General features: G+C 67.5%; 14 protein-coding genes. 3 read left to right on the forward strand and 11 right to left on the reverse strand.

What is annotated here, in order from left to right; translation table 11 throughout:
- Window positions 1-3: 3 nt before the first annotated feature.
- The gene (locus A3AG_RS0118725) at window positions 4-729 is read right to left on the reverse strand and encodes a peptidoglycan DD-metalloendopeptidase family protein (RefSeq protein ID WP_018006904.1); all 726 of its coding nucleotides are present in this window, start codon (window positions 727-729) and stop codon (window positions 4-6) included.
- Between the two features lie 191 nt (window positions 730-920).
- Between A3AG_RS0118725 and prfB the strand changes: the two genes are divergently transcribed.
- The 3 genes from prfB (at window position 921) to lysS (ending at window position 4,489) form a co-directional block, all read left to right on the forward strand.
- Window positions 921-2,025, forward strand: a protein-coding gene (gene prfB / locus A3AG_RS34040) for a peptide chain release factor 2 (RefSeq protein ID WP_115678322.1) whose coding sequence is annotated in 2 segments (ribosomal slippage) — window positions 921-1,001 and window positions 1,003-2,025 — 1,104 coding nt in all. Because the reading frame shifts where the segments join, the coding sequence is not laid out codon by codon here.
- Between the two features lie 100 nt (window positions 2,026-2,125).
- Window positions 2,126-2,884, forward strand: a complete 759-nt coding sequence (locus tag A3AG_RS0118735; protein WP_018006906.1) for an SDR family oxidoreductase — start codon at window positions 2,126-2,128, stop codon at window positions 2,882-2,884.
- A 48-nt stretch (window positions 2,885-2,932) separates the two neighbouring features.
- Window positions 2,933-4,489 carry a lysine--tRNA ligase gene (gene lysS, locus A3AG_RS0118740; protein ID WP_018006907.1) on the forward strand — a complete coding sequence of 519 codons (1,557 nt, stop codon included), beginning with the start codon at window positions 2,933-2,935 and terminating at the stop codon, window positions 4,487-4,489.
- A gap of 129 nt (window positions 4,490-4,618) precedes the next feature.
- On the opposite strand, the gene iscX is transcribed toward lysS, so the two are convergent.
- The 10 genes from iscX to A3AG_RS0118790 all read right to left on the reverse strand — a co-directional run bounded on the left by iscX (window position 4,619) and on the right by A3AG_RS0118790 (window position 12,927).
- Entirely contained in the window at window positions 4,619-4,813 is a 195-nt protein-coding gene (iscX, locus tag A3AG_RS0118745; RefSeq protein WP_018006908.1) for a Fe-S cluster assembly protein IscX, read from the reverse strand.
- A gap of 34 nt (window positions 4,814-4,847) precedes the next feature.
- Window positions 4,848-5,186 (reverse strand): ISC system 2Fe-2S type ferredoxin, encoded by a 339-nt coding sequence (gene fdx, locus A3AG_RS0118750; RefSeq protein WP_018006909.1) that lies wholly within the window; start codon window positions 5,184-5,186, stop codon window positions 4,848-4,850.
- Between the two features lie 40 nt (window positions 5,187-5,226).
- Window positions 5,227-7,092, reverse strand: a complete 1,866-nt coding sequence (gene hscA / locus A3AG_RS0118755) for a Fe-S protein assembly chaperone HscA (protein WP_018006910.1) — start codon at window positions 7,090-7,092, stop codon at window positions 5,227-5,229.
- 108 nt (window positions 7,093-7,200) lie between these two features.
- Window positions 7,201-7,719 (reverse strand): Fe-S protein assembly co-chaperone HscB, encoded by a 519-nt coding sequence (hscB, locus tag A3AG_RS0118760; RefSeq protein WP_018006911.1) that lies wholly within the window; start codon window positions 7,717-7,719, stop codon window positions 7,201-7,203.
- Between the two features lie 55 nt (window positions 7,720-7,774).
- Window positions 7,775-7,999, reverse strand: a complete 225-nt coding sequence (locus A3AG_RS0118765; RefSeq protein WP_018006912.1) for a DUF3565 domain-containing protein — start codon at window positions 7,997-7,999, stop codon at window positions 7,775-7,777.
- A gap of 37 nt (window positions 8,000-8,036) precedes the next feature.
- Window positions 8,037-8,357: an iron-sulfur cluster assembly protein IscA gene (gene iscA / locus A3AG_RS0118770; RefSeq protein WP_012352433.1), complete on the reverse strand. Its 321-nt coding sequence runs from the start codon at window positions 8,355-8,357 to the stop codon at window positions 8,037-8,039.
- A 40-nt stretch (window positions 8,358-8,397) separates the two neighbouring features.
- Complete coding sequence (gene iscU / locus A3AG_RS0118775) at window positions 8,398-8,796, reverse strand: Fe-S cluster assembly scaffold IscU (RefSeq protein ID WP_010809025.1); 399 nt, start codon at window positions 8,794-8,796, stop codon at window positions 8,398-8,400.
- 74 nt (window positions 8,797-8,870) lie between these two features.
- Window positions 8,871-10,094: an IscS subfamily cysteine desulfurase gene (locus A3AG_RS0118780; protein WP_276307889.1), complete on the reverse strand. Its 1,224-nt coding sequence runs from the start codon at window positions 10,092-10,094 to the stop codon at window positions 8,871-8,873.
- Window positions 10,095-10,146: 52 nt separating this feature from the next.
- Window positions 10,147-10,701, reverse strand: a complete 555-nt coding sequence (gene iscR / locus A3AG_RS0118785) for a Fe-S cluster assembly transcriptional regulator IscR (RefSeq protein ID WP_018006914.1) — start codon at window positions 10,699-10,701, stop codon at window positions 10,147-10,149.
- A 129-nt stretch (window positions 10,702-10,830) separates the two neighbouring features.
- Window positions 10,831-12,927 carry a site-specific recombinase gene (locus tag A3AG_RS0118790; RefSeq protein WP_018006915.1) on the reverse strand — a complete coding sequence of 699 codons (2,097 nt, stop codon included), beginning with the start codon at window positions 12,925-12,927 and terminating at the stop codon, window positions 10,831-10,833.
- Window positions 12,928-13,005 lie beyond the last annotated feature (78 nt).

Consider the following 13,005-nt stretch of genomic DNA (forward strand, 5'->3'; position numbering starts at 1 on the left):
CGCTCAGCCGCGCGACGGCAGGTAGCTGGCCGGATTCACCGGCTTGCCGTTGCCGCGCACCTCGAAGTGCAGTTCGCTCGGGCTCGCGCCCATGCGCCCCACGTCCTGGCCCGCCGACACCTGCGCGCCCTCGCTGACCAGCGGCTGGTCGAGGTTGCCGTAGACGGTGAGCCAGTCGTCGTTGTGCTTGACGATCACCAGCATGCCGTAGCCGCGCAGGTTGCCGACGTGGATGGCGCGGCCGGCGGCGGCGGCGCGCACCGTGCCGTTGGCCGGCACGGCGATGCTCAGGCCCTTGCTGGCGGGCGGCGCGAAGCCGGTCGTGACGCGGCCGTCGGCCGGCCATTGCAGGCGGATGCTGCTGGCCGGCGGCCGGGATGCCGCGGCGCCGTCGACCCGCGGCGTATCGGTCACGGCCTGCCCGGTGCCGCTCGACGCCGTGGCGGTGCCGGCAGCGGCGCCGGGCGGGCGCACCCGGATCAGTTGCCCCACCTCGATCTGGCCCGGGCTGGTGAGATCGCTGTTCCAGCGGGTCAGGTCGCGCACGCTGCGGCGGTGCTTGCGCGCGATCGAATACAGCGTGTCGCCGCGCTCGACGCGGTAGTAGCCGTCCGGCACGGGCCCGCCCGTGGTGCCGCAGCCGGCCGTGATCGCCGCCGTCGCGGCCGCCAGCAGCAGGGCCAGCGTACGGCGCCGGCCTGGCTCGAGGTCATGTCTGGTTTTCGTCATGCGTCCTGTTCTTGGTCTCTGCCGGGGGCGGCTTGCGACCCGTATTATCGCCGCGCGCGCCGCCCGGCACCGCCGGATAGACCGCGCCGGCGCCGTTGCGTTCGGTTCGGGGCGCCGTCGAGACGCCTGGCAAGCCCCGATCTGCCGCGCCGATCCGCTATAATTCGAGGTTTTCGAAGCGCAGGAACATCATGGAAGCAGAACGCCTCAACGCCATCTCCGGTGCCATCTCCGATCTCCGTTCCCGGACGGAAGATCTACGGGGGTATCTTTGACTACGATGTCAAAGTAGGAAGGCTGGACGAAGTCAACGGCCTGCTGGAAGACCCCGACGTCTGGAACAACCCCAAGCGGGCCCAGGACCTCGGCAAGGAAAAGAAGATGCTCGAGGGCGTGGTCGGCGTCCTGGGCAAGCTCACCGATGACCTCGTCGGTGCCGAAGAGCTGTTCGAGCTCGCCAGGGAAGAAGGCGACGACGACACCCTCGAGTCGATCGAGACCGACGTCAAGGGCTTCGAGGCGGTGGTGGCGGACATGGAATTCCGCCGCATGTTCTCCGGCGAGATGGACCAGGCCAACGCCTTTATCGACATCCAGGCCGGCGCCGGCGGCACCGAAGCGTGCGACTGGGCCTCGATGCTGCTGCGCCAGTACCTGAAGTACTGCGAGCGCAAGGGCTTCAAGGCCGAAGTGCTGGAAGAGTCCGAGGGCGACGTCGCCGGCATCAAGAGCGCGACCATCAAGATCGAGGGCGAATACGCCTTCGGCTACCTGCGCACCGAAACCGGCGTGCACCGCCTGGTGCGCAAGTCGCCGTTCGATTCGTCGGGCGGGCGCCATACCTCGTTCTCGTCGGTGTTCGTCTATCCCGAGGTGGACGATTCGTTCGAGGTCGAGATCAACCCGGCGGACCTGCGCGTGGACACCTACCGCGCCTCGGGCGCGGGCGGCCAGCACATCAACAAGACCGATTCGGCCGTGCGCATCACGCACATCCCGACCGGGATCGTGGTGCAGTGCCAGAACGACCGCTCGCAGCACCGCAACCGCGCCGAAGCCATGTCGATGCTGAAGTCGCGCCTGTACGAGCACGAGATGCGCAAGCGCCAGGCCGAGGCCGACAAGCTCGAGGCCGGCAAGACCGACGTCGGCTGGGGCCACCAGATCCGCTCCTACGTGCTGGACCAGAGCCGCATCAAGGACCTGCGCACCAACGTGGAAATGTCCAACACCCAGAAGGTGCTGGACGGCGACCTGGACCCGTTCATCGAGGCCAGCCTCAAGCAGGGACTTTAAGACCGTACCCGCCGCCGGCCGGCGGCGGCACAGCAACCCATCCATCGCTGTACCGCCGCCCGCGCCATGCCGGCACGACGGCCTTTCCGACCGGGGCACCATGAGCGAAGCCAATCACCTGTACATCATCACCGGCGCCTCGCGCGGGCTGGGCGCGGCACTGACCAACGCCCTGCTGGTGCCGGGCAACCGCCTGATCTGCGTTGCGCGCAGCCGCAACACCGAGCTCGAGCGCATCGCCACGCTCAGCGGCGTGCCGGTGGCCTGGCACCTGCAGGACCTGGCGCAGGCCGGCCCTGCCGCCACCTGGCTCGCCAGCGTGCTCGACACGCTCGACCTGCCGCCGACCAGCGCCACGCTGATCCTGAACGCCGGCGTGGTCGAGCCGATCGGACCGGTGGCGGCGTTGCAGGAAAAATCGCTGGTGCCGCACCTGCTGACCAACCTGGCGGCGCCGATGACCATGACCGCGGCGTTCCTGGAACGCACCGAGAAGTTCGGCTGCCCGCGCAAGGTGCTGGCGATCTCCTCCGGCGCGGCACGGCGCCCGATCGAAGGCTGGAGCGCCTACTGCGCCGGCAAGGCCGGGCTCGACATGTTCATGCGTTCGGTCAACGCCGAGTACGCCCATGCCGAGGCGCCGCACACCGTGCGCGCGGTGGCGCTGGCGCCCGGCGTGATCGATACCGGCATGCAGGCCACCATCCGCAATGCCGATTTTGCCCAGGTGCAGCGCTTCCGCGAACTCAAGGCCAACCAGCAACTCGCCTCGGCCGAGGAAACCGCCGGCCGCATCGTCGCTTACCTGCACCGCCCGGATTTCGGCACCACCGAGCTGGACGATCTCCGCAATTACTGAAGCCATACTGAACCCGCGCGCTGCCCGGCGCGCGACCGACACGACATCATGACCGAACCGAACCGCGCCCAGGCCCCGGCGCAGAACAAGGCCGCCGCCGCCGACACGCCCGCCGTCGACGAAAACAAGATCATCGCGGAGCGGCGCGAAAAACTGGCCGCGCTGCGCCAGCAAGGCGTGGCCTTCCCCAACGATTTCCGCCCCACCCACCAGGCCGCCGCGCTGCAGGCGCAGTACGCCGACACCGAGCAGGCCACGCTCGAGGCCGCGCCGGTCGAGGTCGCCATCGCCGGGCGCATGATGCTCAAGCGCGTGATGGGCAAGGCCAGCTTCGCCACGGTGCAGGACGGCAGCGGCCAGATCCAGTTCTACATCACCCGCGACAAGGTCGGCGAAGAGGTCTACGCCGCCTTCAAGCACTGGGACCTGGGCGACATCATCAGCGCGCGCGGCGAGCTGTTCCGCACCAACAAGGGCGAGCTGTCGGTGCAGGTGCGCGAGCTGCGCCTGCTGTCCAAGTCGCTGCGCCCGCTGCCGGACAAGTTCCACGGCCTGGCCGACCAGGAAATGAAGTACCGCCAGCGCTATGTCGACCTGATCGTGTCGCCGGAAACGCGCAATACCTTCCGCGCGCGCACCGACGCGATCTCGTCGCTGCGCCGCCATATGGCCGACGCCGGCTTCATGGAAGTGGAAACGCCGATGCTGCACCCGATCCCGGGCGGCGCCGCGGCCAAGCCCTTCATCACGCACCACAACGCGCTCGACATGCAGATGTTCCTGCGCATCGCGCCCGAGCTGTACCTGAAGCGCCTGATCGTCGGCGGCTTCGAGCGCGTGTTCGAGATCAACCGCAACTTCCGCAACGAGGGGGTGAGCCCGCGCCACAACCCCGAGTTCACCATGATGGAGTTCTACGCGGCCTACACCGACTACCGCTGGCTGATGGACTTCACCGAGGACCTGATCCGCAAGGCGGCGATCGACGCGCGCGGCAGCGCGGTGCTGACGTACCAGGAGCGCGAGCTGGACCTGTCCAAGCCGTTCCACCGCCTGACCATCTGCCAGGCGATCCAGAAGTTCGCGCCGCAGTACACCGACGCGCAGCTGGCCGATGCCGAATTCCTGCGCACCGAACTGAAGAAGTTCGGCGTCAACACCAACGCGCCGCAGTTCCTCAACGCCGGCCTGGGCACGCTGCAGCTGGTGCTGTTCGAGGAAACCGCCGAAAGCCAGCTGTGGGAGCCGACCTTTATCGTCGACTACCCGGTCGAGGTCTCGCCGCTGGCGCGCGCCTCGGACACGGTGCCGGGCATCACCGAGCGTTTCGAACTGTTCATCACCGGCCGCGAGATCGCCAACGGCTTCTCCGAGCTGAACGACGCCGAGGACCAGGCCGACCGCTTCCGCAAGCAGGTCGAGCAGAAGGATGCCGGCGACGAGGAAGCGATGTACTTCGACGCCGACTATATCCGCGCGCTGGAATACGGCATGCCGCCGACGGGCGGCTGCGGCATCGGCATCGACCGGCTGGTGATGCTGCTGACGGATAGCCCGAATATCCGTGACGTGATCCTGTTCCCGCACCTGCGGCGCGAAGACTGATGGTTCGCGCCCCTCTCCCGCATGCGGGAGAGGGAGCAATCCGAGCGGTCGATCAGTTCGATCGTCGGGCTCCAAAGCAAAAAGGCCGGCATCAAGCCGGCCTTTTTGTTTATTCCTGACATCAGGAATTCATTCCGCTTCCTCGATCCACGCCTGCTGGATCGCCTCCAGGATCTTCTCGCCCGAGCGCGCCGGATCGTCGGCAAAGCCGTCGAGCTCCAGCACCCAGCGGCGCAGGTCGGTAAAGCGCACGCCGGCCGGATCGACATCCGGGAACTTGTCGTACAGGGCTTCGGCGATGGCGTAGGTATCGGTCCACTTCATGGGCTTGTTCTCCGCTGGGATCGGTGCCGTCGGCTCAGTGGCCTTCCTTGGCGTGGTTGATGGTGTACTTGGGAATCTCGACGGTCAGGTCTTCCTCGTCGACGATGGCCTGGCACGACAGGCGCGAATTCGGCTCCAGGCCCCAGGCCTTGTCGAGCAAATCCTCTTCCTTCTCCTCGGCCTCGTTGAGCGAGTCGAAGCCCTCGCGCACGATCACGTGGCACGTGGTGCAGGCACAGGACTTCTCGCACGCGTGCTCGAGATCGATGCCGTTGGCGAGCAGCGAATCCAGCACGCTGACGCCCTTCTCGGCCTCGATCACCTTCCCTTCCGGGCAGTATTCGACGTGGGGCAAAACAATGATCTGTGGCATGTCGTTTCCTGGGTTCTGTAGTGCGGTGCAGGCGCGGTGATCAGCCCAGCTCCTGTACCTTGCGCCCCGCCAGTGCGCTCTTGATCGAGCGGTCCATGCGGCGGGCGGCGAATTCATCGGTGCCGTGCGACAGTTTTTCCACCGTGGCGCGGATCGCAAGGTGGTCTTCACCCCGGGCGATCTCGCGCACGTCGGCGATCAGCGCTTCGACCTGTGCGCGCTCCTCGGCCGACAGCAGGTCGCCATCGGTCTGCAGCGCACGCTCGGTGGCCTCGACCAGGCGTTCCGCCTCGACACGTTCCTCCGCCAGCGCACGGCTCTTCATATCGTGCTCGGCCTCGCGGAAGCTGTCCTGCAGCATGCGCGCGATATCGTCGTCGGCCAGCCCGTAAGACGGCTTGACCGTGACCGACGCTTCCACGCCCGAGTGCGTCTCGCGCGCGCTCACCGACAGCAGCCCGTCGGCGTCGACCTGGTAGGTCACGCGGATGCGCGCCGCGCCGGCCACCATCGGCGGGATGCCGCGCAGCTCGAAGCGCGCCAGCGAACGGCAGTCGCTGGCCAGCTCGCGCTCGCCCTGCAGCACGTGGATCGCCATCGCGGTCTGGCCGTCCTTGAAGGTGGTGAATTCCTGCGCGCGCGCCACCGGGATGGTGCTGTTGCGCGGGATGATCTTCTCGACCAGGCCGCCCATGGTCTCGACGCCCAGCGACAGCGGGATCACGTCGAGCAGCAGCCAGTCCTCGCCGGGGGCATGGTTGCCGGCCAGCAGGTTGGCCTGCATCGCCGCGCCCAGCGCCACCACGCGATCCGGATCGAGGTTGGTGAGCGGGCTCTGGCCGAAGAAATCGCCCACCGCCTTGCGGATCGACGGCATGCGCGTGGCGCCGCCGACCAGCACCACGCCCTTGACGTCTTCGGGCGTCACGCCGGCGTCGCGCAGCGCCTTGCGCACCGGCGCCAGCGTCTTCTGCACCAGGTGGGCAGTGATCTGCTCGAAGGTCTGGTCGGTCAGCGTCAGGTGCACGATCTCGCCGGATTCCAGCACTGCGTCGATCACGGTGCTGTCCGCTTCGGACAGCGCTTCCTTGGCGGCGCGCGCGCGCACCATCAGCAGGCGCATGTCCTGCGCCGACAGCGGCTGCAGGTTGGCCTGCTCGACGATCCAGCACAGCAGGCGCTGGTCGAAGTCGTCGCCGCCGAGCGCCGAATCGCCGCCGGTGGCCAGCACCTCGAACACGCCCTGGGTCAGCTTGAGCACCGAGATATCGAAGGTGCCGCCGCCGAGGTCATACACGGCATAGATGCCTTCGGCGGCATTGTCGAGGCCGTAGGCAATGGCCGCGGCAGTGGGCTCGTTGAGCAGGCGCAGCACTTCCAGGCCGGCCAGGCGCGCGGCGTCCTTGGTCGCCTGGCGCTGGGCCTCGTCGAAATACGCCGGCACCGTGATGACGGCGCCGACCAGGTCGTCGCCGAGGCTGTCTTCGGCGCGCTGGCGCAGCGTGGCCAGGATCTCGGCCGAGATCTCGACCGGGCTCTTCACGCCGGCCGCGGTCTTGATCTGCACCATGCCGGGCGCATCGACGAAATCGTACGGGCTGTGCTCGATATTGGCGACGTCGCGCAGGCCGCGGCCCATGAAGCGCTTGACCGAGACGATGGTGTTCTTGGGATCGCGCACCGCTTCTTCCTGGGCCCGGTAGCCGATATGCGCGGTACGGTCAGGCAGGTAGCGCACGACCGAGGGCAGCAGCGCGCGGCCGCGCTCGTCGGCCAGCACTTCGGGAATGCTGCTGCGCACCGCGGCCACCAGCGAGTTGGTGGTGCCGAGGTCGATGCCGACGGCGAGGCGGCGTTGGTGGGGCGCCGGCGACATGCCGGGTTCGGAAATCTGGAGCAGTGCCATGGTAATTCTTCGCTGTCTTGTACGGCAGGGGAAACCGCCATGCGGGGCGGCATGCGTGCGGTTTTCAGGCCGGGCGCCATTGTGTCATGGCCCCGGCGATCTTGCCGGTCAGTCTTCCAGCCGGTCGACGGCCTCGCTGGTATCGTGCTCGATCTTCTCGATAAACATCAGTTGCCGCACCGCGCCGCCGGCCGCGTCGTTGTCGCCGGCATCGAGCAGCGCGCCCAATGCCGCGTGGCGCTCGCGCTTCTCCTGGCGCAGCTCGCGCAGCAGCGCATCAAGGCGGTCCACGTCGCGCGCTTCCACCGCGTCCTGCAGCGCCTCGCGCCATTCCATCTGCTGCATCAGGAACGCGGGCGACATCGCGGTGTTGTTCTCCGCCTGCACGTCGATGCCGCGCAGCTTGAGCAGGTAGGTCGCGCGCCGCAGCGGCTGGCGCAGCGTGCGATAGGCTTCGTTGGCATGCGCGGCCCACTGCATCGCCACGCGGCGCTCGGCATCGCCGGCCTTGGCGAAGCGATCCGGATGCGCCTGCGACTGTACGGTGCGGTAGGCCGCGTCCAGCGCGGCCTCGTCGACGCCGTACTGCACCGGCAGGCCGAACAGCGCAAAAAAATCGTCTTTCAACTGCTTCCCCAAGAAAAAAGAGCGGCCGCGCCGCCCTTCGTCCGTGCTGCCGCCGCTACCGCGCGGGCTGGCTGGCCCACTCGGCCGGCGGCTCGTTGCGGTCGCACTTCAGGCAATTGACCCGCGTGCCGATCATGGCGGCGCGGCCCGCCTCGCTCTGCGTCCAGGGCCGCGACTGCCACGGCGGGTCATGCCGCACATGCTGGCCATGGCCGCAGTCGAGTTCGGCCACCCAGTGGCCTTCGTCGTCCCGGCGGAAGCCGACGATGCTGCGCTCCACCGGCGGCCCTGCCCGCGTCAGCCTGCTGCGGCGTACATCAGACCGTGAACGACTCGCCGCAGCCGCACTCGTCCTTGACGTTGGGGTTGTTGAAGCGGAAGCCTTCGTTCAACCCTTCGCGCGCGTAGTCGAGTTCGGTGCCGTCGATATACGGCAGGCTCTTGGCGTCGACGATGACCTTGATCCCGTGCGATTCGAACACGTTGTCTTCCGGCAGCAGTTCGTCGACGTATTCCAGCTTGTAGGCCAGGCCCGAGCAGCCGGTGGTCTTCACGCCCAGGCGCAGGCCCACGCCCTTGCCGCGGCGTTCCAGATAGCGCGCCACATGCTTGGCGGCCTTCTCGGTCATGGTGATCATCGTTGCGTTCCTTCGTCGGTGCCGTGCTCAGTGCGACAGGTCAGGCGGCCTTTTGCTCGGCGCCGTGCTTCTTCTTGTAGTCTTCGACGGCGGCCTTGATCGCGTCTTCGGCAAGGATCGAGCAGTGAATCTTCACCGGCGGCAGCGCCAGTTCCTCGGCGATCTGGGTGTTCTTGATCTCCAGCGCCTGGTCCACGGTCTTGCCCTTGACCCACTCGGTCACCAGCGACGACGAAGCGATGGCCGAGCCACAGCCGTAGGTCTTGAACTTGGCGTCTTCGATCACGCCCGCCTCGTTGACCTTGATCTGCAGCTTCATCACGTCGCCGCAAGCCGGGGCGCCGACCATGCCGGTGCCGACCGCGTCGTCGTTCTTGTCGAACGAACCGACGTTGCGGGGGTTTTCATAGTGGTCGAGAACCTTCGTGCTGTATGACATTTGGCTTACCTCTTGCGTATCTTTTACGGGGGTCTTGCTGTTATTTTGGCGGGATCCCGCGGGTGCTCATGCGCTCAGTGCGCGGCCCACTGGATCGAATTCAGGTCGACGCCGTCCTTGAACATTTCCCACAGCGGCGACAGGTCGCGCAGCTTGCCGATCTTGCTCTTGAGCAGCTCGACGGTGTAGTCGATCTCCTGCTCGGTGGTGAAGCGGCCGACCGTGAAGCGGATCGAGCTGTGCGCCAGCTCATCGTTGCGGCCCAGCGCGCGCAGCACATACGATGGCTCCAGCGAGGCCGAGGTGCAGGCCGAGCCCGACGACACCGCCACGTCCTTGATCGCCATGATCAGCGACTCGCCTTCGACGAAGTTGAAGCTGACGTTCAGGTTGTGCGGCACGCGATGCTCCAGGTCACCGTTCAGGTAGACCTCTTCCATGTCCGACAGGCCGTTCCACAGGCGGTCGCGCAGCATGCGGATGCGCTCGTTTTCGGTGGCCATCTCTTCGCGCGCGATGCGGAAGGCTTCGCCCATGCCGACGATCTGGTGCGTGGCCAGCGTGCCCGAACGCATGCCGCGCTCGTGGCCGCCGCCGTGCATCTGCGCCTCGATGCGCACGCGCGGCTTGCGGCGCACGTACAGCGCGCCGATGCCCTTGGGGCCGTAGGTCTTGTGGGCCGAGAACGACATCAGGTCGCACTTCAGCTTGTTCAGGTCGATTGTCACCTTGCCGGTCGCCTGCGCGGCGTCGCAATGGAAGATGATGCCCTTCTCGCGGCAGATCTCGCCGATCTGCTCGACGTCCTGGATCACGCCGATCTCGTTATTGACCAGCATCACCGATACCACGATGGTGTCCGGGCGCAGCGCCTGCTTAAACACGTCCATGTCGAGCAGGCCGTTTTCCTTCACGTCCAGGTAGGTCACTTCGAAGCCCTGGCGCTCCAGCTCGCGCGTGGTGTCGAGCACGGCCTTGTGCTCGGTCTTCACGGTGATGATGTGCTTGCCCTTGCCCGAATAGAAGTTCGCGGCGCCCTTGATCGCCAGGTTGTCCGACTCGGTCGCCCCCGAGGTCCACACGATTTCGCGCGGGTCGGCGCCGACCAGTGCGGCCACCTGCTCGCGCGCCTCTTCCACCGCGCGCTCCGCTTCCCAGCCGTACGCATGGCTGCGCGACGCGGGATTGCCGAACTGCTCGCGCAGGTACGGAATCATCTTGTCCGCCACGCGCGGGTCCACCGGCGTGGTGGCCGAGTAATCCATGTAGATGGGGAAATGTGGGGTGCTCATCGTTATGACTGCCTTGTAAGGGACCGCTGATCGCTGTGTTGCTGTCTTGCCGGCGCGCTCAGGACTGCGCCAGGCTGAAAACTGAATTCACCATTCTGGCCCGGACCGGTTTTTCCTGCTTGTCGGCCTTGCCGCGCGCGGCGGCGACGACCGGCTGCGCAGCGTCTTCGCGCATGTCGTGCAGCACGGCGGGCTGGCGCTCGCGCTGCTGGTCCACCAGGTTCTTGAGGGAAACCGAGTCGAGGTACTCGACCATCTTCTGGTTCAGCGTGGCCCACAGTTCGTGGGTCATGCAACGCCCCGAGCCGTCATCTCCGTTACAATTGCCCTTGCCTCCGCACTGGGTGGCATCCAGCGGCTCGTCCACGGCGATTATGATGTCCGCCACGGTGACGTCCTCGGCCTTGCGCGCCAGGCTGTAGCCGCCGCCCGGGCCGCGCACGCTTTCGACGATCTCGTGCCGGCGCAGCTTGCCGAACAGCTGCTCCAGGTACGACAGCGAGATTTTCTGCCGCTGGCTGATGCCGGCAAGCGTGACCGGTCCCTGGTCCTGGCGCATGGCCAGGTCGATCATCGCAGTGACCGCGAAGCGGCCTTTGGTGGTCAGTCTCATGGTGCAGGGCTCTGGGGTGATGCGTGGGGGTGAAGCTAATACTTGATCGTTTCCGTCAAGTATAAAGGTACCCGACTAATTCAGTCAACTACCCCTGCCGCACCGCACCACCCCGCCCCACCCGTCCCCTCAGGCCCGGCGCCCGCCTGCAGCCGCGTGCGCGGGTGCCGCGCGCGGCGGTACCAGCAGCGACAGCGGCTGTTTCAGGATGCGCCGCCGCACAGCCGCGCTCAGTTCGGCGCGATCGATGCGGCGCAAATTGCGTGACCGCAGCGCCATATTGAACGCCAGCGCAAAGCTGACCGCCACGTTCAGCATGCCCATCAGCGCGATGCCCGCCACCGCCAGCCACAGCGCCGGCATGCGCAGCGCATCCCAGCCCAGCACCCCGAGCGCCGCGCCCACCGAGCCGGTCGACAGCGTCACATGGCGCACTTCCATATGCGGGCCGAAAAAGCTCAGGATCTCGGGCCCCAGCCCCAGCAGCAAACCCAGCGATACGTTGGCGACGATGCCCGACAGGTTGCGTTTGCAGAAGTCCGCCACCCGGGTGGCGCCGTGCGCACCGACAACGTACTGCAGGCGGCGGTGGTAGGCCATCACGTCGTGCACGCGGTGCAGCGCGAACCAGTTGTCCGCCCAGCCCGCGAACAGGCTCGACAGCCACAGCAGCACGCCGGTAAAGGCCGCGTACAGCGGCGTCGGCCCCAGGATCGAGAAGGACTCGATAGTGGCGATCGCCTTGGCCGGCGTGATCAGGTTGGTGCCCAGCAGCCGGTGCGCCAGCCACTGCACGCCCAGCGCCACCGGGAACACCACCGCCAGGTTGCCGGCAATGGCCGCCGCGTTGGAGCGGATCATGGCGACGGTGTCGTCGACGAAGATCTCGCGCCCTTCCGGCCGCCCCGCGTTATCGAGCCGGTGTGCCAGCGCGGGCCCGGTCATGGCCGGCTGCTTGGTCGCCAGCGTGAAGTGGGCGAAATGGATGGCAAGGAAGCTGCCGGCATAGTTGAGCGAGGCCAGCAAGCCTTCGCTGAACTTGTCCAGGTGCAGCCCGTAGATCAGGAACTTGAGGTACACCGTGGCCACCGACACCAGGCCACCGCCCGCTGCCGCGCGCACCAGCTCGGCATATTCGCGGCGGTCGCGCGTGATGTAGTGCTCGCCGGTCTCGGCCGAGCGTTCCACCACCTTGCGCGCCAGCTGCGCGAACGAGGTGCCGGCCAGATGCGCAATGCTGCGCCGCGCCTGGGTCGAGCGGATCAGCTCGGCCACCAGGTGCGCCGGCATGCCGGGACGGCCGGGCTCGACCCACGCCGCCAGCAGCAGCTCGATGCGGCTGAGCTGTACCTTCATGCGCTCGATCTGGAACACCACCTCGACCGATACGCCGTTCTCCTCCAGGTCCTCATACACGTGGCGCGCGGCGGCGTGGCAGCCATCGAGCAGCGCGCGGAAATAATTCAGGCGGTGCCCGAAGCTGCTGTCGTCGCGGCGCAGCCCGTCCTCGCGCAGGGCCTGGATGGCCTCGTCCAGGCGAAAGAACGGCGTGTCCTCGACACGCCCCGCCAGCCGCGAGCGGATCGCCTGGCTCAGCCCGGTGGCACGCACCTGGCTGACCAGCACCGCGATGCTGGTGGCCAGGGTGTGGCCCAGCGCCTCGCGATAGCGCGCCAGGCCCTCCGCCGCGCCGTCCGCGCGGCCGGTTTCCAGCACGCGTGCCAGCCGCGCCATCAGCGCAGCGTCGATGGCCTCGACCCAGTCGGCATCGTCGTCGCCGACGAACACCAGCGCAAACAGCGCGGCCATGTCGCTGCGGTTCGGCGGCGGCGGCAGGAAGCGGCTCTGCAGCCGGCTCACCATCTCGCTGAAGAAGCCGGGGTGCTGCGCCACGCCGGTATCGCAGAACAGGCCGGTGGGGTCGTTCTCGCGCAGCAGGCTGCGCACTGTCTGCGCAAAGCGCGCGGCCCAGTCCGGGTGCCGCTCCAGTACCTGCAGCAGGTAGCGCAGCCGCACGTGCTCCGGATGGCGGCGCGGCGCGCCCTCTTCCTGGCTGTCGGCCTCGGCGCCGAGGCCGCCGTCGCGGCGGATCCAGAAGGCCAGTTCGATCAGCCAGCCGTTGCGCTCGGCCAGCGGCGCCTGCGGATCGGCCGCGGCCAGGATGGCGTCGAGCTGCAGGCTGGCATTGCGCGACTCGCGCCATTTGCGAAACAGTTTGCGGAGCATGGATTCTCGTCGGGATCGGGCCGCCGGCCGCGGGCGCAGCGCGCCGCGCGGTGGGGGGAGGCCGGGAAAGACCGAGCA

The sequence above is a fragment of the Cupriavidus neocaledonicus genome, assembly GCF_000372525.1.
GTDB lineage: Bacteria > Pseudomonadota > Gammaproteobacteria > Burkholderiales > Burkholderiaceae > Cupriavidus > Cupriavidus neocaledonicus.